The sequence below is a fragment of the Pontibacter populi genome (assembly GCF_040278685.1).
Taxonomy (GTDB): domain Bacteria; phylum Bacteroidota; class Bacteroidia; order Cytophagales; family Hymenobacteraceae; genus Pontibacter; species Pontibacter populi.
This window is the reverse complement of the sequence record NZ_JBEOKT010000020.1, coordinates 1-20,401: the sequence shown is the minus strand read 5'-3', so window position 1 is coordinate 20,401 and position 20,401 is coordinate 1. Positions and strand designations below refer to the sequence as shown.

Genomic DNA, 20,401 nt, shown 5'->3' with positions numbered 1-20,401 from the left:
AATTATTTAAAAAAATACCTAAGGAGTAATGTGCTGCTACCAAGTTCTATATTGTAGGTCATTTCACATTTACCTGCTTCAGTTTATTTCTGCCAAAGAAGGTCGGGAAGTACATCAGCTCAGCTTTGGCCGGGTTAAGCGTATAAGTGCCGGTGTAGCGTGGCAGCAACTTTATAGTATAGGTGTACTTGCCTTTAGGCAGCTTATCGCTGAAGATGTTTACTTTATTTCTATAGTACTCCCGGTGCACTTCATACAGGCTTCTGTCATGTTTAGACTCATAAGAACAACTGGCAGGTATGGGCACTTCGATCATCACATAATCAGCGTCTGCTTTTACTTCTACTTCCACTAGCATCTCTATAGGTTTGCCAGCCTGCAGTACAGTGTTTTCTTTTAGCCCTTTAAGCGTAGTTTTCACTATAAAATCCTTTTCTACAGCTTGCGGGGCTTTGTTCCAGGTAGTTTGATAGGCGGTAAAGTATAGTGGTAGTTTGCCTTTTTTCTGCACCGTAAGCGGCTGTCCGGCTACAAATGTTGTATCGGCTCTAAAGCCTTTTACCTGCATGTTCACTGCACCTGAAAAGCTCAGGATATTCGATTCCCCACCCTTGTTTGCAGTTCCAGTCTGCAGCAGGTCCGGTAATAAGGTCTCCAGAACTCGGGCTGACTCAAAGGTGTTGCGCCAATGGCCGGTTTGTCGCTTGCTTAACAGGTAGGCTCTGATCCGTGCAAGTTCACGCTCCTGTCCGCCTGCAGCACTTAATACCTGGTAGGCAAGCAGGGTGTTGCTGATGCTGTTATCAAACAACGTATACTTTTCCTTACCCCAATAAACTCCGCCCAGCATCGTCTGCTTTCTATAGTGCTGTAACGTATCTAGCTGTACAGGCAAACCGATCTGCTGTTTCAACCTGGTCAACCTGAACTGATCTTCCAGTGATGCATTTTTTTTCTTTTCCAGTTCCTTTATGTAACGGCTATAGTTAACATCGGCTTTCAGACTATAGAGTGTTTTCAGTGCCGTCAGTTTATCAGTTGGGTGTCCGCTTTCCAGGGTATACACCAGGTAGTCTGTCAGTTTCTGTTCCTGGAACTTCACACTATAGTTTTCAGCTTTCGCCATAGTCAGTGCTTCTGCCACATGGTTTGTGATCCAGGTATAGGCAGGGCCTTGCTCCCACCACGTCCAGGCGCCGTTTTTCAACTGTGTCTTCTCCAGGTGTTTTATCAGGCGGTTAACTATGCGGTCGTGTTCGAAAGGCTGGTCCAACTGTGTCCTGATTCTTTTCTCCAGCAACAAGCCTTTCAGTTTGGATGCGGCCTGTTCGCTACACCAGTAAGGATACTTTCGCAAAAGCTCTATTTCATCCAGCATCACCTGCAGCAGATCGCTTTGTGTCTGTAGCGTTACAGGTCCTTTTGCCGGGTCAAAGTTTAGGGTAAAAGTAGTGTCAGCGTAGAGTGGCAGGAAATGACCTTGGGTTTCTTCTACTCCCTTCGGATACACGTTCACAAAGCGACGCTCGCCATCTGTAAACCTTGATGCCTGACGCAAGCCAAAAAGCACTTCTACCGAATCTGGGGAGGCGGGAGCTGTTAGTTGCAGGGTATCTGTAAAGCTTTTATTCAGCTGCTTCTGTGTTTCCTGTTTCTTTTTGCCATCCACTTCAAAATACGTCGTCACTGCAGCAGAATCAGGCAGGTAGTTCAGGGCTTTTCCGACTACATGCGCCTTGTCACCTTCCACTAAAAAGCGCGGCAGGTGCAGGGTAGCCATCATGGCTTTAAACGACTTTATATTACCTGTAAAAATGCCGCTCTGCATCCTGTTGTTCATGGCTAAAACATGGGTATTCCAACTGGTAATGTCATCCGGGAAAGTGACACTGAAAGCAGCTTCGCCCTGCTTATTAGTCATCAGGCGGGGCTGCCAGAAAGCGTAGTCGGAGAAATTATTGCGGATAGAATTTGCCTGTTCCGCCAGCATGTCACCTGCTATAGTGGCGCTACCGGTTTTGGTCGTAATAATGACCACTCCGGATGCGGCCAGAGAACCATAAATGGCAGTTGCTTCTTCTCCTTTTAGAACAGAAGTGGTTACAATATTTTTGACATCTTCCAGGGAGCCGCTATATGGCACACCATCCACAATAATCAATGGTTTGGCATGATCAGCATTTACACTACCCACACCCCGTATCCTGATCTGGGCTGGTTGTCCTGCTACAACACCTGCCACAGCCCCTGTTAATGCTCTTCTTTCCTGTAGGCCATATGCTACAACCACAACTTCCTGTAGCGCCTGAGTAGAAACATCGAGCGTTACATTGATGCTTTCGCGGTGGTTCACATTTTCTTCCCAAGGATTATAGCCTACATATCGATATACCAGATTCCCATCTGCTGGCACATATAACCTGTAGCGGCCGTTCAAATCGGTGGCGGTACCTATGGTTGTACCTTTCAATATAATAGCTACACCGGGCAAAGGTTCGCCGGTATTTCTATCTGTAACATAACCCGTAACTTCGTGGTCGTAATGCTCTATGCCGGAAGTATGGGTATAGGTGGTTTGCTGATTGGCTTGCATTTCCTGTTCCCTTTCTTCTGTAGCCACCTTTTCTGTTTTTCTCAGTTGCTTTATCTTTTCTTCTACCAGTTTTAACAAATACCTGCTTTCGGCCGATGCCTGTTTTATAGTTGTGGAATCGAAGTAAACATGCGTCTGTCCATTTGCTTTAATCTTGACATTTGCCGATGTATAGCGACCGCTCTCGAAAGCAAGTGTAAGGGTATAAGTAACCGGCTTCAGGTTGTGGAGTAAAGTAGTGCCTTTAGGGTACAGCAATACGCTATCCGGCTTACCTGTCCGGTGCAGCAATACCAGTTTTACATTTTCTTTTAGCTTGGGCTGCAGCTCCCACCCTAACCTGCCGGCACCTGTGCCACTCGGGTTTGGGGTATAGAGCATGCTGAGCAGGCGTTGGTGTTGTACGGCTTCCCAGTTCTCCAGTATCTTTCTCTCGGTCAATGCTTCGTGTTGGAGTAGCCCTGAAAACCGCTCCGACTTGTTCCACATCGGCAACCGCACCTTGTTATCTGCCATTTTCATTTCCCGCATCTTCAGCAAGCCGGGCTCAAAACTATAGCTATAGTCTGGCTCCAGCATAAAGTTGGTGGTAAAGCGGTTAAGCCGCACATACTGCATCCAGTTCGGGCTGAACGGACCGACAAAGAGTGTTCGCTCATGGTTGCGGTTATAGTAGTAACCCGTTGTTTTATCAGAAAGCAGCAGAAGTTTGTTGCCTTGCTTCAGGTAAGAAGCATAGTCGCCGATTTTATAGGTTACATGCAGCAGGTATTTAGAGAGCGTTCGCCTTTCGTAATCGGATAGCTTCCATCTTTCGGCTGGTTTTACCATCGTATTATCAGCTGCTGATATATCTGCACTAACTATAAGTTTGTGCTGGTGTTGCAGGTACACACTGTCCAGGGTGATGAGCTTGGTGGCGGTGCGTATTTTTATGTTGTGGTAACCGCTGTCTGCAGCAAAGGCATAGGCTGGCAGTACATCTGTCTGCGAGAAATATACCGGCACATTATCAAGATACACTACATGCACCGGCACTACCCTACCAGAATCTACCACAAACGGCGACACCTGTGTAATACCGTCCATAGTTTTAGCATAGTCTGTAAATACGCCGTTTTCAGGGTACAGAAACTTGTAGTAGCCAATGCTGTCCAACCCCATCCGGCTGCCCCAGTAATTCCAGTTCATAAGCTGCTTTCCGTCTACTGTTCTGTCTTGCAGTTGTAGCTTACGGAAAGGCTTTTGCTTTTTATACCTGTCCCAGCTGGGCAGGGCTGGTATAGTTGTGTTTTTAAACTTGGATGTAAGGCCATAAGCGGTCAGGTCCACATTTTGCACGGGCTTCCCTTTGGCATCCGTTACGGCCACTTTCAGATCAGCTTTCTGGCCCGGGTAAACTACCTGCGGGGACTGCAGGTCAATAGTTAGCAAATGTTTTCGGAAAGGAACATCTTCCTGTAGTTTGTGCATAGTACCGGCCCACACGTATTGTACTGCCACAAAGTAAGGTTTGTCGCCTTTTGCCTGTAGTTGCAACACGATTTCCGCAGCTTTTCCGTGTCCCTGCTCCACCAATTTTTCACCGCGATAGATGGCATACCAATAAGGCAGTCTTCTCGGGTTCTGGATGGCCATGTATAGGGAGTCATTTGTCCTGGCTGTCTGTAAAGATAGGCTAGCGTCTTTATCATCTTCTGCAAACTCCAGATCATCAAACAGCTCCCCGGAGGTAACTTCGTATCCGGCTGCAAAAGCATTAAGCGCCACTTTAGCAGGCAGCATTATGTTAGAACTATAGATGTCATCATAATCCGCATTATAAGCAGAAAGTGTAGCTGCACGGGGTTTTGACTTGTCTCCTTCCCGGTACTGCACCAAAAGGCTGTCCTGCTGTAATTCTATACTCAGGTAACCGCTGGTGTGGTGGTAGGTGGCATTCCTGGTTTTAGTAGTACGTTCGTTACTTGCGTTCAGGAAAGTAGCTGTTACGGCATATTCTATACCTGCATCGGGGAAAATACTTTTTGGAATCGTGATGGTCGTTTCGCCAGTTGGGTTTAAGGGCTGCTGATGTTGCCAAAGTGTATCAGGCACAAACAGGAGTGGTTGCTCGCTCTTGATTATACGCCTGGTTTTAACCACGATCTCCACGCGGGCATCGAGCAGGTTCAGGCCATTGGCATTTACACCCCTTGCTTTTACCAGATTTTCCTGACCGGTATAGTGCCTGTCATGGGCTAAGGTTAAAGTATAGATATTCTCTTTCAGCTCATAATCTTCGTAGCTGAAAGACGCGGATACGAGCAGACCCTCTTTTTTATTCGGCCTTTCAAGCGAGAGCGTCAGCACCTGGTCAAGGTCAAGTCTCAGGCTATCGTGTAGCACAAAAAAACCATCGAAACCACCTTTCCGGTATGCCTTTATTTCGCCTAAGCTTTTCTGTTTGGTGCGGTAACTTCCTAATTTAACTATAGCTTTCCCTTTATAGGGCTTGCCGTGCTTATCAACTATAAACGCTTTGTACATTACGGTATCCCCGGGCATGTACTTGGGCTTGTTCAGTGCCAGGTAACCTTTGTACTTCTCCCGTTCATCATACCGGCGGTACTGCGGATCAAACAAGGAAATCACACTTCTTACCCAGCCTTCGGGATACCAGCCACGCACAGAACGATAGGTATCGTAAAATGGACGCCAGATATAGTACACAGGAAAGGAATAAATGATCTTATTCAAAAAGCTTCTCTCCCTGGTCGGGTTATCTGCTTTCTCCAGCTTTACAAAGTGTGTAAACCCATTCAAGCTGACTGCTAACAGGGCATCTTTTGGCTTATAGTTCAGGTGGTAGGTTTGCGTGGCCGGGTTATAAGTGGTTTTTTTCTTATCCACAAGCACTACAGCATTGGGTAACGGATTTCCCAGGCTATCGTGCACCAGCACGTTCAGGTCAGCTCTTTCCTGGATCAATTTAACAGCAAAAGGCGTTACGGTATGCAGCGAGTAAATCAGGTCGGGGCCGCTGCTGTGCACATACAGGTAATGCCCCTGAGCTAAGGTTCTGCTATAGTTTGTGTTAACTGCAAACGAATCAACTACCGATTGGAAAAAAGAAGGCCTGACAACCTGTGTTCCTTCTTCGTGGATAGATCGGGCTTGCTGTTCGGTGAGCTGGTAAATGTAAGTATAAGGGCTGCGGTACAGCGAGTTGGCTAGTTTATGTTGTGCAATAAGTGATGAAGAAAAGCAGAGCAAAAGGCAGAAGCCCAGTATAAGTTGTTTTAGCATAGCAGAGGCAGTATGAACATAAATATACAAATTTATATATTAACCACCTCTAATATGTACGTTAACCTGCTGCTTAACCTAAGTCTTTTGTAAACTTAGAATTATGTTAAATTTTATGTGCTTATTAATTAGAATTCCACATACATTGCTCAATCATGAAGTGTACGAGGCCGTTTTCCTTAGTTTGACTTAAGCACAATGTCATTCTACTTCAAGTAAATATCTCGGGGGAAATGGTGGTGCCCACATCTCTATTTGCATCCTTATCTCGTCTGCCTCTTTTTCATTCTTCACCACGCCTCCGATGTTCAGTTCCTTTGGGTCAATCATACTTCTGCCGATAAATATCTTCTCCCACCCTTTATCTGAGATCTTACTCCTTATGTTGAGTACCCAATCCTCCAGCTTTTGAATGAATTTCCCATCCTTCGAATTGCTCCATTTAAAGTCTTCTTTGATTTCCCTTAGCTCCTCAATGCAAGATTCATATAGTTCGTAATTTTGGTGTTTTATTTCTCTGTCCAGAAATTCTTTTAGATTTCTTATTTCCTCTTTGGAGTTTAGCTTAACCTTTAGAATCGACTCATCATTGTAATTTTCATTAAGGCCTAGTATTTCTTCAATTAGCCAATCAGAAAGGGCTTGTTTTATTAACTCGATTCCAGAAAATAGAATGGTATGTGACTTTAGTAATTCTACCTCTTTATTCATCTGCTTTAAATTATTGCTAACGACTCAGCTAAGACACACCTTGTTTTGCTTTAGATCTGGTTAGCGAATCGTGCTTTTAATTTAATATTTGTTTTAAGATCAACAAGTCTTTGCTTGACATTTGACTCCAAACTTTTCTTTATCATTCCTTTAAACAGATTGAATGGGAAACGTAGCTTAAATGAATATAAAAAGATTACTTCTGTCGAGTCTGGTTTTAATTCTTTAAATGTCCAGGAACCTAAGAAGGATTTGAACATAAAAGGCCCTTCTGTCATTTTGATTGCTGTTGCCTTAGGTCTATTGAACGTTACGTACTCGGTCACCATGCCAAGGCCATTTTTAGCTACACAATAAGCTTTTACTCCTTTCTCTGCCTTTGTAGCTCCTTCAATTAAATCAGCTTTTTTGAGAAAAGTATCCCAGCTTAACCTTTGTTTGTAATCTTGTGTGTAATCGAAAACAACTACAGGTTCACAATTAATCACTATCGTTGCTGTAAACTTTATGCTTTCCATTTACTCGCTATTTTATAATTGAAGTCAATAAATACTGCTGAAATTGATGTACCCTATTTACGTTTTCTTTAGCTGCCTGTATTTGGCATAAGCAATCAGTGTATGCAGAGAAGTATACACTTATGCTAATGTACCGGATAGCTTGTGTTTCTCCAAAAGCTATAAAATTCTATCCAAGCAAATCCCTTATGTTTCTTAATTGCATTTGATTTCTCTATTTTATTCTTAAATCTTTAATTGTAATCAATTCTACTTTTATATAGCTTATCTAAAATGTATATTCGGCCTTTATAATAGAACGATAGCTCTAGTCAGGCATCTTTTCCATGCTCTTGAAAACAAATGTGCCCTTTTCCTGCCAAACCTGCGGGAACAAGTTAATTTTTAGAACAGAAGCATCTACCGCGTTGGTTTGCTCCCGCTGCCAAACAATAAGCCGGCGTGCTACTACGGAAGTCAATGCCCCTTTAGTGCAGGAAGAAATGAGCCTTATACGCATAGGCACAACCGGCCAGTATCAAGGTATATCGTTCGAAGTTATTGGTCGTATCCAGCACTTTTTTAAAGAAGGATACCGTAACCATTGGTATGTAATTACCGGGAATAACGAAGCAATGTGGCTTGGAGACTGGGCTGGTAACTATAGTTTTTTAAAAGAAGTGCCTCGAAGAAGTACCGATAAAATAGCTGGCTCCAAGCCGGGAGATAAATTATCAATTGCTGCTATTGACTTTCAGGTTGAACTGCTGGATGAAGAAACTGAGACTTATATAGAAGGAGAAGTGCCTGAGAGCAACTCCTTTCAACAAGGGTTCATTACGATTGAACTGCTTAAGCCTGACACATTCGGTATGGCTATTCTTAACATCTATAATAAAAATAATATTCAGGCTTTTGTTGGCCAGTACCAACATTTAGAAGATCTCCAACTGCAAAACCTGCGCGAGCACCATGAGTGGATTTGATTTAACAGAGAAGGGGAAGGTGCCTGCAACTGCCCTTTTAAACTGTGCTCACTGTAATAATACCGTAAGGCTGGTAACGCATGCCCAGGCGGTTAATGTTGGCTGCCTGCACTGTGACTCTTTGCTGGCACGTCAGGGCAACAGATGGAGCAGGGTAAAAGATCAGAAAAGCCAGGTAAGGGTGCCTACTATCCCTTTAGGCACCAAAAGTTTATTCAAGGAAATTAGATATGCTGTAACTGGATTCATAGTTTACCAGGAAACTACCGCACCGTACCAGTGGCGTGAATATGTGCTGTTCAGCCCTATACATGGCTATGCATTCCTGTCTGAGTATGATGGGCATTGGACCTACTTTCGATTTGTGGCCGATATATCCCTTACCAGGAATAATACCCATTCATTAACTTACCAGGAAAAAGATTATAAACTTTTTCATAAATATAGCAGCCAGGTGGTCTATGCTGCAGGTGAATTCCCATGGAGGTTACTGGACAACAGAAGTCACTATACCGAATTTGTTGCGCCTCCTTATATGCTTACGCTTGAGAAAAGCCAAGATGAGATTTGCTGGATGCAAGGCGAATATGTAACCCCTGAAGAAATTCAGGAAGCATTTGGAGTAGCGGAATATATGCCGGAGCGTATTGGCGTGGGTGCTGCAGAGCCATTCGCAACGGCTTTCTCTTACAAAAAAGTGATGGCAGCAGGTGGAGCAGCTGTCGGGGTGCTCTTCCTGTTGCAGATTCTGTTTTTAATTTTCATTCGCCCGCAAGTGCTAACTGACCAGAGTTTCAGTGTGCCGATTGCCCCGGAGCAATATGGCGAAGTGACACTGACTGCTTTACCCGGGCCTACCTTTACACTAAGCTCACTTACCGGAAGCAGTAACCTGGAACTGGAACTATATGCTCCTGTGGATGACGAATGGTTTGAACTAGGGGTTACGCTTATCAACATTAAAACAAATAAAGCTTATGACTTTGAAGTAGGCACTGAATACTATAGTGGCTACGAAGGCGGCGAATACTGGACGGAAGGCAGCCAGAAAAATAGTGTCACCCTTTCGGCAATGCAGGATGGGGAATATACACTTATAGTTCAGCCTTACCGGGGCGCACTCAGTAAAGTGGATCAATTCAGGCTTTGGGTAAGACGGGATGTGCCACTCTGGTCCAATCTCTGGATATTGCTTTTATTTATAGCTGCAGCGCCTGCAGTGCAATGGTTCAGAAATCAGTCTTTCGAAAAGTCGCGGTGGATGAACAGTAATTACTCCCCTTACGATTCTTAGCAACTGCTTATGAAAAAGCTATCTATTTACAAAGTCTTTATTGCTTACCTGGTGTTGGTGCTCTCCTACTTTGTGTATGTAAATGCTACAGGTACGCGCATACTCGGGGATGATAAAGAAGAGTTTGACCCAAACGAAGGTAGAACAGGAACAAGCAGCGGGTACCGCGGCAGCAGATATTATCATAAATAAACTATATGGAACCTCTACTAAACTTAAAGTACATTATTGCGTCGCTGGTATACTCGCTGATAGGTATACTCATTCTTGTCATCACTTTCTGGATTGTTGAAATAGCTACTCCGGATAATCTTTGGAAAGAGATACTGGAGAAACAGAACAAGGCACTGGCCATTATTTTCGGGGCTTTTATTATTGCTATTGCCATTATCATAGCTTCCGCGATTCAAGGTTAATTTATTTTTTTAGCTTATGCGCATTAGTGTAAGAGCCCTGTTGTTGTTTTCCGTGTTTGTGGTGGCTACGTGTGGGCTCGTGTACGAACTGGTAGCCGGTACTTTAGCAAGTTACCTGCTCGGCGATTCAGTTACACAATTCTCCACCATTATCGGTGTGTACCTGTTTTCGATGGGAATTGGCAGTTACTTCTCAAAGTTCTTTAACCGTAATCTGATTGCCTGGTTCATCCAGATAGAAGTTCTGGTGGCTGTAATTGGCGGCCTGAGCTCCACTATCCTATTCCTGCTTTTCAACCATGTAGTATCTTTTAGGATCATACTATACATGCTCGTTTCGACTACGGGCATACTGGTTGGGCTGGAGATTCCGCTGATCATGCGCATCCTTGAAGACAGGTACGAGTTCAAGGACCTGGTATCCAAGATCTTTACTTTCGATTACATTGGAGCTTTGCTAGCCTCGGTGGTTTTCCCGTTGTTGCTGGTGCCCTACCTGGGCCTGTTGCGCACTTCATACCTCTTTGGGTTGATGAACGCCGGTGTGGCACTGTTGCTGTGTTTTTTCTTTAACAAGGAAATTCGTTGGATCGGGTATCTTAAAACAACCTGCATTTTAGCTATAGTTGTGTTAGTCGCCGGTTTTATACTTAGCGACCGCATCATGAGTTTTACAGAAAGCATGGCGTATACTGATAAGATCGTTTACTCGGCACAATCGCCATACCAGCGCGTGGTGCTTACCAAAAACGATCGTGAAACGAAGCTTTTTCTGAACGGTAACCTACAGTTTAGTAGCGCGGACGAGTACCGATACCACGAAGCACTGGTGCATCCGGGTCTCAATTCTATATCAAATCCTAAGAATGTGCTGGTACTAGGTGGCGGAGATGGGCTTGCTGTGCGCGAGGTACTGCGTTACCCGGACGTAAAGAAAATTACACTGGTTGACCTTGATCCTATTGTTACAGAAATATTCCGCTCTCATGCATCGCTGGCGTCTTTAAATGGTAAATCCCTGGCTTCTGATAAGGTGGAAGTGATAAATGCTGATGCTTTCCAGTGGCTTCGCACTAACACACAGCAGTATGACTTTGTAATCATCGACTTTCCCGATCCATCGAACTATGCCATCGGTAAACTATACTCTAATGTGTTTTATAACCTGTTAAATGCTTCGTTAGCACCGGATGGTATTGTTGTAATTCAGGCGACTTCACCATTTGTAGCCCCAAATTCTTACTGGTGTGTGGTAAACACTTTACAGAGCTGCGGATTTAACACCTTGCCATATCATGCACATGTGCCCTCATTTGGCGACTGGGGTTTTGTAATGGCACAGCGCAGCCCGAACTGGAAGTTAAATACCAACTATTCAAATGACCTCAGATTTTTAGATGGCAAAACCTTTGCGCAGATGGTTGTTTTCCCGAAAGATATGCCAAGTAGGCAAACGGAAGTTAACAAGTTAAACAACCAGGTACTTGTGCATTATTTTGAAGAAGAGTGGGCGCAACTTGTGAATTGATCTATACTAAAACTATTACTCTGTTTCAGCTTTAGGATGAAGTTAGCGAGACACGTATGAAAAAGCCGGGAAGAAGAAATTTCATTTTTAAAAGTATAACTGCGTTGGGTGGGCTGGCTGCTACTGGCGGAAGTATAGCAAGTTGTACTACAAGTTCAAAAAAAGCAATTACTGGCAAGCTATTAGGCCCATCCTTTAAAGCAGGCCACCTGCTTCGCAAAGGCATTAGTATTATACCTACTCAGGTTGAAGAAACGGATGTAGTTATAGTTGGTGGCGGAGTATCTGGGTTAGCTGCTGCCCGTTGGCTTAAACAGAACTCGGATAAAGAAATTTTACTGCTCGAACTGGAACAGGAAACTGGTGGCAATGCTGCAGCAGGTAAAAACGAACAAACATCTTACCCATGGGGAGCACATTACCTGCCACTTCCAAATAATTCTTTTACCGCCCTTTTAGATTTCCTGCACGAATGTAAGGTCATCACAGGCTACAACGAAGCAAAGCTGCCTGTCTATAACGAATACTACCTGTGCTTCGATCCGGAAGAAAGGCTTTACATCAATAATTACTGGCAGGAAGGACTAGTACCAAGATGGGGAGTACCCCAAAAAGACCAACAGCAGATCAGCCGTTTCCAGGAGCTGATGGATGAATTGAAGGATGCGAAAGGGAGTGATAGGAAGTATGCTTTTGATATACCGTTGGCTAATTCTTCTGCCGATACCCAATACCGTGACCTGGATAAACTGACCATGCTGGAGTGGCTGCTGCAGCATGAACTGACATCAGAATACCTGCACTGGTATGTTGATTATTGCTGTCGTGATGACTTTGGTTCTTCCCTGGAGAATACATCAGCCTGGGCGGGCATCCATTATTTTGCATCCCGTAAAGCGGAAGCAGCCAACTCGGAACCGCACCGCGTACTTACCTGGCCCGAAGGAAATAACTGGCTGGTACAATGTTTACGCGAAACCTGTGCAGACAGCATCCGCACTAATGCCATGGTTTACAATGTAACGGAAGTTAATGGTAAGATTGCTGTAGATTTTATGGACCTGCGTACACAAAAGTATAAGCGCTTACTGGCAGAAAAATGTATCATGGCTACGCCACAGTTTGTAAACCAGCGGTTACTGAACAATATACCTGCCATTTCAGCACAGAGAAAGTATGAGCGGTTTAACTATGTGCCCTGGCTTGTAGCAAATATTACTTTAAAAGACGTACCGCAGGGCAAAGGCTTTGGCTTGTGCTGGGACAATGTGATTTATGGAAGCAAGTCGTTGGGGTATGTGTATGCCAATCACCAACAGGTTGCCTTATTTCCTGAACGCAAAACCATAACATTCTACTACCCTCTGGCTGATGATAAGCCGGCTGTTGCCCGCGGCAAAGCTTATAGTAGTGGCTATGATTATTGGCAGGAATTTGTTTTGCATGAACTTGAGAAAGCACACCCAACTATACGTGAGCAGGTAGAAGCCCTGGACACATGGGTATGGGGGCATGGCATGATTTGTCCGGTTCCGGGTTTTATCTGGGGAGAAGAAAAAAATACCTCTGCTACTCCTTATGCTGACAAACTATACTTTGCGCACTCAGACCTTAGCGGTATTTCTGTTTTTGAAGAGGCATTTTACCAGGGAATATCTGCGGCACAGCACGTGTTAAACATTACAGTCGCCTAATGCAACAGCAGTATAAACAACCATGGTTACAGTCGGCAGTTATAGATGGGCTTTTTATCCTGTCTCCACCTTTTCTGTGCTTACTGGCCATCATTTTATTCCCGGGTTTCTTTCAGCAAAAAGATAATGACATACCTGTAGCTGCCTGGGTAGTGCTGATCCTGCTGATAGATGTAGGGCATGTGTGGAGCACGCTTTTCAGGACTTATTTTGATAAGAAAATGCTGCAGCAGAACGGCCAGTTGCTGGTGTGGGTACCGTTACTGGCCTTAGCCGGAAGTATGATGTTATATTCGGTAGGGGCTGGTTTATTCTGGCGGATGCTGGCTTACCTGGCTGTGTTTCATTTCGTGCGCCAACAGTATGGCTTTTTACAGCTCTATGCCCGCACTGAAACCAGAACTAGGCTTGAAAGGCAGATTGATACGGTTACCATTTATACTGCCACCATCTTTCCGATAGTATACTGGCATCTGGAAGCTAACCGTCGCTTTAACTGGTTTCTGGATGGAGATTTCTACTTTGTGCCACAGCCAAACTTACTACCTGTATTAACTGGTTTATACTTGTTAATTATACTTGCCTACCTGCTAAAAGAGATCCATATTATCTGGCGCAAAAAGTACCTGAACCTGCCACGTAACCTAGTTGTAATTGGGACGCTTCTTTCGTGGTATCTGGGCATCATACATTATAACGGCGACCTTATTTTTACCACTTTTAATGTACTATCGCATGGCATCCCTTACCTGGCCTTGGTCTGGATATTTGGAAAACGCAAGTATAAAAAAAGTAAGGTAAACACTACCAGTTTTATGGAACGGATCAGTTTTGGGACTGCTGGCATCTTATTTTTCCTGGGCTTGGTTTTTATACTTGCTTATATAGAAGAAGGCTTTTGGGATGCTTTGGTATGGCGTGATCACGAAAGTGTTTTCGCGATTTTTGCGTCACTACCTTTGGTTAACGATGAGCTGATTTTAACAGTATTGGTACCTCTGTTGGCTCTGCCGCAGCTTACCCATTATATCCTGGATGGTTTCATTTGGAAGGTCTCCAGAGAGAAGTAAATCTTTCGATGGCAGCTAAATCCCTGTGGAAAAAGTTCGACAATTCCTTCCTTTGGACTACAAATTATCATACTAAAATCAGCAAAAAGCCTGCAGATTCAATGTTTGCAGGCTTTTTACATTTAGGTCCTCACCGGATCATTCACCTTTTCCTGAGAATAAGGAGCGCGATTAGGTGCGTCACTTTTGACTGACTCACCTAATCAGGCGTAACTCACTAGCTTAAAAGGTGTACAGACTCTGTCATCTTGCTTTCGGCTGGCTGCAAGGCTAATTTCAGTAACCTTTACAGCTATGAGCTAGCCTATCCGCATCATTTTTTACATCAAAAATCCAAAAAACTACACACTGGGCCCATAACCGTTTACCTGTGCATCACCGCCATCGATAAGTGGTGCGGACGGATGGCAGGCAGGTTTAGTATGATCGACTCAATGCGCTCTATCTGAATGTCTTTCATGCAATTATATGTACTAGTATCACCTTGTAATGAGTATTTACTTACTATAGAAAGTAACCACTCACTAAGTATTACAAATGTATTCGTACAGCAACCCCGGGAGTAGAACAATTGCGCTATTACCTAAACAAATCGGACATGATGAGTTTAAGTGGGTTTTACGCCGATCTATTTACGGAATTCCTGTGGGTTTTCGCCGTTTTTTTTGAAAAGCCGGGCAAAATAGGCGGGATCGTCAAAGCCCAGTGTGTACCCTATATCTGTGATGTTGCTGTCTACATCCGGGAGGGTCAGTTGGGCTTTGGTAATGAATTAATCTATGAGGATATCTTTAGGCAATTTGCCGGCTTTACTTCTGCAGATCCGGCTCATGTGCCCGGTGGAGATGAACATGTCGCGGGCATATTCTTCTACTGTTATTAATGATCCAGCCGCTCACGTCGCCCAGATGCAGAAAAATATGTTCTATGTTTTTGGGAGCAACTATAAACGCAGGGGCTTCTATTGTTAACTTTTCCGTAGCATAATGAAACTCAGTCTGGCCTTCCTGCATCAAAAATATCTGCAGAAAATTATTATGCGCATGCAGTTTTACCTGGCCCTGGCACTGTCTCCCGATCTCCCCGAAATGGTACACATGAATAAGCCCTTTGGCAAATTCTATGGTGGTGCCGTAAAGCCCTTTGTAAAGCCGTTTTTCCTGCATGGGCTAAGTTGCCTTAATATCCGGGTTCACCTGTTTTACTTCATAAGGCTTACCGATCAGTTTTACTTCGTAAGGTGTGCTGACGCCTTTCAGGTTGAGGTAGTCACAGGCAAGCGAATAAGGTGGATTTTTAAGTAGCCGGTAAGCTGCCTCGGAGATCACGAAACTGTTATTCAGCTCTTTGGTGGCGGCCTGCAGCCGTGCCGCGATATTTACAGGAAAGCCCATAACCGTCAGGTTCTGACTCAGCCCGATTCCCACGTTACCAACTATAACTTTACCTACATGCAGACCGATGCCAACCTCAAAGGTATGGCTAAAGTATGGCCGCATGTAGGTGTTATTAAAAATCCTGAGGTCAGATAGTATCTTGAAACCGGCCAGCACCGCCGAATCGGTAGCTTGCTTTATTTTACTGTTCAGCCCGAACACTGCATAAAGCCCGTCGCCGGCTGTATCTATAATTTCGCCGTTGTACTGTGCTATCGCATTTTTGAAAAGCGTAAAGATCCTACGCATGATGTGGATTACATCGAAAGGCAAATTCGCCTCTACGAATGGTGTGAAGTTTCTGACATCGATAAAGAAAAGTGCCAGTTTCCGGCGTTCTCCTATTTCTCCTATGGTATTACCTTCTTCTTTTCCGTCAATAAAAATATAGCGGTCCGTCTCGTCCCTGACCAGGCGTTGAACCTGAACCCCTTCTCCATTCACCCGGGTCTGGCAGGCAAGGCGTACGTTATCCGGAAATTTTTTTACATTTTTAACAGTTCTTTCGCAGCTGGTGGCCGGTGTAAGATTCCCCTCTCCTTCCAGCACAAGTACCCGGCAAGTGGTACACTGTCCTTTCCCACCACAGGCGTGATAATGCGGTATACCTGCTGCCAGCGATGCCTGAAGTATCGTCTGGCCCTCTTCTACCGGTACCACTTTCTCGCCCTTAAAATTTACCAAGTGGGTCATCAGCGTTTATAGTTACATAAAAATCATATCGTTTTAATGTCTTCTTTTTTCACAAGGTAATGATACTCCGGGTGATTTTTAAGGTAAGACCGCATATAAGGGCAGATCGGAACCAGTTGCAGATTATTAGTTGCGATGTAATCCAGCACATATTTGGTAATGGTGCCCGCTATACCACGGCCTTCCAGCACTTTTGGCACCTCGGTATGCAGCACTGTCATCACGCCTGGCCGCAATTTATAGTCAATAAAAGCTGTCTGACCTTCTATAGTTGTCTCAAACCTGTGCTGTGCCGAATTATCTTTAACCTCTATCTCCATTGCTTAAATCATTGTTTGATAATTTTATAAGTTGACTTGCCAGGTCCAGTTCTTCCTGCAGAATGGTATGAGGTCGGCCAGGGTATATCTTTTTGGTAACAATTGCTCCCAGTTTATCCATCACTTCTACAGTCTCTTCAATTCTGCTTACGGGCACGTGGGGGTCAGGGTCGCCGGTAGTTATGAGTACAGGTGTACCTGCAAAGTCTCCCTTATACCTGTTCGTATCGACTTTCTCCCCGATCAGTCCACCAGTAAAGATCAGCAGGCCGCCATACTTTTGGGCATTTCGTGCAGCATATTCTGAGATAAGACAAGCTCCCTGTGAGAAGCCTACAAAGTATAGATCTTCGCTTTTTAAGCCTTGCTCTAAAATACTTTTTACCAACTCATCCAGTTGCTTCAGGGCAGAATCCAGGGCAGGTTGGTTCTGCGCTTCCGGGGCCATGAAACTATAGGGATACCAACTGTTATTCGTAGCCTGAGGTGCAAACAAGGTAAAGTCCTGCACAGGCAGGTAGTTTGCCAGGTCCAGTATACTTGGTGCGGTAGCGCCACGGCCATGCACCAGTATAAGTGCCTTTCCTGTTTCCGACAAGGGCTTACCTTTGGTTTTGAAATCCTTATTATGTGTATACATTCTGTTCTGTGCTTATAAAGTATGGATGACACCGTTTACTTCAGAATTACGACTTCTCCGTTATTCCATAAAAGCCGTGGGCCTTGATAATCCCACAAACTTTCTAAACTATAGTTTTAATCCACTTTCGGAAGTACAGCTTCAATCTCCGCTCTGCGGGACTCGTACTGTGGCGGAAGCAATAATCCAGAACCCAGTTTATCCCAGGGCTCGTCAATACCAAAACCCGGGTTGTCGGTTGCAATCTCAAACAGCACGCCACCCGGTTCACGGAAGTATAGCGAGTGAAAATAATTCCGGTCTATCTTGTTCGTGATGTTATAGCCAAGCCCCGCGATCTTGTCGTGGAAATACATCAGCACATCATCGTTTTTTACACGGAAGGCAATATGATGATTAGTGCCAGCTCCGCCGATCCCGCGCGGTTCGTTTGGCAGCTCTACCAGGTCTATGATGTTGGCTGTGTCCACGGCGTCGGTGATATAACGATATCTGTTTCCGCTTTGCTCCTGCAAACTATAGCCAAAAATATCGGTCAGAATCTTAGCCGTTTTCTCTTTGTTCTGTAGCGTGAGTGTTACCCCATGAAAACCTTTGGTTGCCACAGCCGCCTTCACTTCGTCTGTTTCCCAGGGCTTTCGGTTGTCGCCGTTCTTCGGTATCACCAGTTCCAGTTTCAGGCCATCCGGGTCCAGGAAAGTGAGGTATTTTTCTCCAAACTTTTCAGAGGGTTTGTTATAGATCACGTTGTGCTTTTCAAACCGGTCTATCCAGAAATCAAAACTGCCTTCGAGCACGGCATAAGCAATGTTTGTGGCCATACCTGTTCCGGCACTACCCCTTCGTGCTCCCTCATGCGGAAAGAAGGTCAGGATAGTTCCTGCACTACCTTTTTCATCCCCGAAGTAGAAGTGATAAGTGCCCGGGTCGTCAAAGTTCACAGTCTTTTTGAGCAGACGTAAACCCAACACGTTGGTATAAAAATCAAGATTTTGTTTGGCCATACCCGCAATCGCTGTGATATGGTGCAAACCTGCTATTCTGTTTTCCATGTTTCTACTTTTTTTCAGCCATTTCCTGATGTACAGGTATACGGCATAGGTTAATTTTTAATGGTTTAAAGAACGATCAGGCAATTTTTATTCACAAGCTGAACTTCGGCATGCAATTTTATTTTATCTCATCGCTTACCACCATACTGCCCGCTTCAGTAACAGCGTTCCATATCAGGCCAAAGTTTTGCGGCTTATTATGCCATCTATAGTAAAACCGGTTTTCTCTGGCCATAAGAGCCTACTACTATACTATTAAACTCAACACCTACTATTACAGGCTTGGTAACAGGCATACTGGCATTTAGCGGAAGAATACTACAGGAAATCAGGCCCCTGGTGCAACAAAATGCCCCTTTGCAGCAACTAAAAGTATACATTTCACATGGCACACAGGATAATACATTGCCTGTACACTATGCCCGCGAAGCAAAAGAATATCTTTTGAATTTAGAAGTGCATCTTACCTACAACGAACAGAATATAGGTCACCAGATAAACAGTCAGGTAATCTCAAGTATGATAAACTGGCTACAGGCATAAGCAGCTTTTCTGTTCCTCTCTCTCATTGCAGATAATCCTCTTCTTCCTGACAGATTTAAGCTGATTTCCTTTTCTATAGTTTGACATCAAGCGGTGGTTCTGCGTAACGCATATTATAGTTTTGATTAACAGTATACTCTAAAGATTTTCTGATGGAAGAGCAACTAAAAAATACGGGTAGAGGCCAGACAAGCTTTTTGGTCTTTTCGGCATCGCTGCGAAAGGGTTCACTTAACACAAAACTCGCAAAACTGGCCGCCAAGATTATTGAGAATCATGGCGGCACTGTAGACTTTGCCGACATGGCCGAGTTTGACTGCCCTACATTTAACCAAGACCTGGAAGTAGACAATTTTCACCCGGATGGGGCTGAAGCGCTGCGAAAAAAGATATTGGAAAACGATGCTTTTATTATCTCGTCGCCGGAGTACAATGGTTCTATGCCCGGCTATCTGAAAAATGTAATAGACTGGACATCCCGCTTTCGTCCGCAGCCATTCCACCAGCACCATGCGCTGCTCATGTCAGCGTCCCCGTCTATGGCCGGCGGTAACCGGGGGCTTTGGGCCTTGCGCGTGCCTTTTGAGCACCTGGGCACTAGGGTTTACCCGGATATGTTCTCGTTGGCTACGGCCCACGAAGCTTTTAATGAAGACGGCACCCTGAAAGATACAACGCTGGCCAAGCGGTTTGAAGATAACCTTGTTGCCTTTATGAACCTGGTGGAAGCATCCAAACATTATCCGTGCATCAAAAAGGCGTGGGTAGAGTTCCTGGGCGAGAAACCTGCCAAAGAAACGGAGCGGGTAGAGTAAGCTAAGCCAAATTGCTTATGTATTACAAAACCTGATTAATCATACAGCTATTGATTATGAGCACAGGAACCAAACAGAAAGATATGCTTGTCTCCAAGGTGGAGATTGAATTTCCTGACTTTACAAAGCTCCCGTAAGCAGTAAGCCATACTTATAAAATACCATGGGTAAAGAAAAGCCTGTAATGTAAACTAAATCAAACTATAGTCTATTTCTGAAAAACAAAAGGCTCTCCCTATCCGGAAGAGCCTTTTTAATTTATAGTTCTGTACCTGCTATTGCATCAGGTATAGTTCCGTTTTGCGGTTGTCTTTACCTTTTTCGTCGCGTACTTCGTTCTCCAGTGTTACTACAAACTTTTTCTTGCTGAAATACTTTTCGATATGGTTCTTGACCTGCAAAGCGCGGTTGCGGCTAACGTAGTCTTTTGCCTCGGCGGTACCAAATCCATCTGAATAGCCTTTTACCACAAGTTCAGTGCCTTCGGGCTGCTTGTTCAGGAATCTTGCTAAAGCTGATACTTCTTCCAGGTTCAGGTAGATACTATTGAAGGCATAGAATAACTTAAGCGCAGGTAGTGCGGCTTTGGTTTTAACTACTGGTTCAGGAGCTATAGTTTCTTCTACAACTATACTCTCTTCTTCAACCGCTGCAAATACCTCTTTTTCTGGCTGTACTTTCTCCAGGATGTAGGCAGTATAGAAATAGTCCTGCTCATTCGAAGCGGAGATCCACATCTGGCGCTCATCTACTTTTTTATAGTAGGCATTGTAGGTACCTGCCACGTTCATCACAGGGTCTGCTTTCACCGGCGTACCTGCTTCA

The 20,401-nt window shown here is 44.4% G+C and carries 19 protein-coding genes; 9 read left to right on the top strand and 10 right to left on the bottom strand.

Translation table 11 applies throughout. From position 1 onward, the window contains the following. Window positions 1–58: 58 nt before the first annotated feature. The 3 genes from ABS362_RS16920 to ABS362_RS16910 form a co-directional block, all read right to left on the bottom strand. Window positions 59–5,881 carry a carboxypeptidase-like regulatory domain-containing protein gene (locus ABS362_RS16920; RefSeq protein ID WP_350413917.1) on the bottom strand — a complete coding sequence of 1,941 codons (5,823 nt, stop codon included), beginning with the start codon at window positions 5,879–5,881 and terminating at the stop codon, window positions 59–61. 201 nt (window positions 5,882–6,082) lie between these two features. Beyond that, window positions 6,083–6,592, bottom strand: coding sequence for a hypothetical protein (locus ABS362_RS16915; RefSeq protein WP_350413916.1), 510 nt, complete (start codon window positions 6,590–6,592; stop codon window positions 6,083–6,085). Window positions 6,593–6,642: 50 nt separating this feature from the next. Next, entirely contained in the window at window positions 6,643–7,110 is a 468-nt protein-coding gene (locus tag ABS362_RS16910; protein ID WP_350413915.1) for a type II toxin-antitoxin system RatA family toxin, read from the bottom strand. A 482-nt stretch (window positions 7,111–7,592) separates the two neighbouring features. Here ABS362_RS16910 and ABS362_RS16905 point away from each other — a divergent pair, with 482 nt between their 5' ends. From ABS362_RS16905 to ABS362_RS16875, 7 genes are read left to right on the top strand one after another with little or no spacing between them, the layout of a single operon-like run. After that, window positions 7,593–8,075 (top strand): DUF4178 domain-containing protein, encoded by a 483-nt coding sequence (locus tag ABS362_RS16905; protein WP_350413914.1) that lies wholly within the window; start codon window positions 7,593–7,595, stop codon window positions 8,073–8,075. Then, window positions 8,062–9,369: a DUF4178 domain-containing protein gene (locus tag ABS362_RS16900; RefSeq protein WP_350413913.1), complete on the top strand. Its 1,308-nt coding sequence runs from the start codon at window positions 8,062–8,064 to the stop codon at window positions 9,367–9,369. The genes ABS362_RS16905 and ABS362_RS16900 overlap by 14 nt, the downstream gene beginning before the upstream one ends. Before the next feature lie 9 nt (window positions 9,370–9,378). Further along, window positions 9,379–9,561, top strand: a complete 183-nt coding sequence (locus ABS362_RS16895) for a hypothetical protein (protein WP_350413911.1) — start codon at window positions 9,379–9,381, stop codon at window positions 9,559–9,561. Between the two features lie 5 nt (window positions 9,562–9,566). Further along, entirely contained in the window at window positions 9,567–9,785 is a 219-nt protein-coding gene (locus tag ABS362_RS16890) for a DUF350 domain-containing protein (protein WP_350413909.1), read from the top strand. 16 nt (window positions 9,786–9,801) lie between these two features. Continuing rightward, window positions 9,802–11,313, top strand: a complete 1,512-nt coding sequence (locus ABS362_RS16885; protein WP_350413907.1) for a polyamine aminopropyltransferase — start codon at window positions 9,802–9,804, stop codon at window positions 11,311–11,313. Between the two features lie 56 nt (window positions 11,314–11,369). After that, on the top strand, window positions 11,370–13,007 hold the full coding sequence (locus tag ABS362_RS16880; protein ID WP_350413905.1) for an NAD(P)-binding protein: 1,638 nt from the start codon (window positions 11,370–11,372) through the stop codon (window positions 13,005–13,007). Next, complete coding sequence (locus ABS362_RS16875; RefSeq protein ID WP_350413903.1) at window positions 13,007–14,077, top strand: hypothetical protein; 1,071 nt, start codon at window positions 13,007–13,009, stop codon at window positions 14,075–14,077. The genes ABS362_RS16880 and ABS362_RS16875 overlap by 1 nt, the downstream gene beginning before the upstream one ends. A gap of 628 nt (window positions 14,078–14,705) precedes the next feature. Here the strand turns inward: ABS362_RS16875 and ABS362_RS16870 are convergent. The 6 genes from ABS362_RS16870 to ABS362_RS16845 form a co-directional block, all read right to left on the bottom strand. Continuing rightward, on the bottom strand, window positions 14,706–14,783 hold the full coding sequence (locus tag ABS362_RS16870; RefSeq protein WP_350413978.1) for a hypothetical protein: 78 nt from the start codon (window positions 14,781–14,783) through the stop codon (window positions 14,706–14,708). A 103-nt stretch (window positions 14,784–14,886) separates the two neighbouring features. Further along, on the bottom strand, window positions 14,887–15,243 hold the full coding sequence (locus tag ABS362_RS16865) for a cupin domain-containing protein (protein WP_350413901.1): 357 nt from the start codon (window positions 15,241–15,243) through the stop codon (window positions 14,887–14,889). Between the two features lie 3 nt (window positions 15,244–15,246). Then, a complete protein-coding gene (locus ABS362_RS16860; protein WP_350413899.1) occupies window positions 15,247–16,206 on the bottom strand; it encodes an adenylate/guanylate cyclase domain-containing protein in 960 nt (319 codons plus the stop codon). Window positions 16,207–16,229: 23 nt separating this feature from the next. Beyond that, window positions 16,230–16,526, bottom strand: coding sequence for a GNAT family N-acetyltransferase (locus tag ABS362_RS16855; RefSeq protein WP_350413898.1), 297 nt, complete (start codon window positions 16,524–16,526; stop codon window positions 16,230–16,232). After that, window positions 16,510–17,166 (bottom strand): alpha/beta hydrolase, encoded by a 657-nt coding sequence (locus tag ABS362_RS16850; protein ID WP_350413896.1) that lies wholly within the window; start codon window positions 17,164–17,166, stop codon window positions 16,510–16,512. Before ABS362_RS16850 ends, ABS362_RS16855 begins: the two co-directional genes overlap by 17 nt. Before the next feature lie 116 nt (window positions 17,167–17,282). Continuing rightward, window positions 17,283–18,218 (bottom strand): ring-cleaving dioxygenase, encoded by a 936-nt coding sequence (locus ABS362_RS16845; RefSeq protein ID WP_350413894.1) that lies wholly within the window; start codon window positions 18,216–18,218, stop codon window positions 17,283–17,285. A gap of 282 nt (window positions 18,219–18,500) precedes the next feature. Here ABS362_RS16845 and ABS362_RS16840 point away from each other — a divergent pair, with 282 nt between their 5' ends. Then, window positions 18,501–18,761 carry an alpha/beta hydrolase gene (locus ABS362_RS16840; RefSeq protein WP_350413893.1) on the top strand — a complete coding sequence of 87 codons (261 nt, stop codon included), beginning with the start codon at window positions 18,501–18,503 and terminating at the stop codon, window positions 18,759–18,761. A gap of 152 nt (window positions 18,762–18,913) precedes the next feature. Beyond that, complete coding sequence (locus ABS362_RS16835; RefSeq protein WP_350413891.1) at window positions 18,914–19,576, top strand: NADPH-dependent FMN reductase; 663 nt, start codon at window positions 18,914–18,916, stop codon at window positions 19,574–19,576. A gap of 275 nt (window positions 19,577–19,851) precedes the next feature. Here ABS362_RS16835 and ABS362_RS16830 read toward each other — a convergent pair. After that, window positions 19,852–20,401, bottom strand: a 550-nt coding sequence (locus ABS362_RS16830) for an OmpA family protein (protein ID WP_350413889.1), incomplete at its 5' end; no start/stop codon positions are given.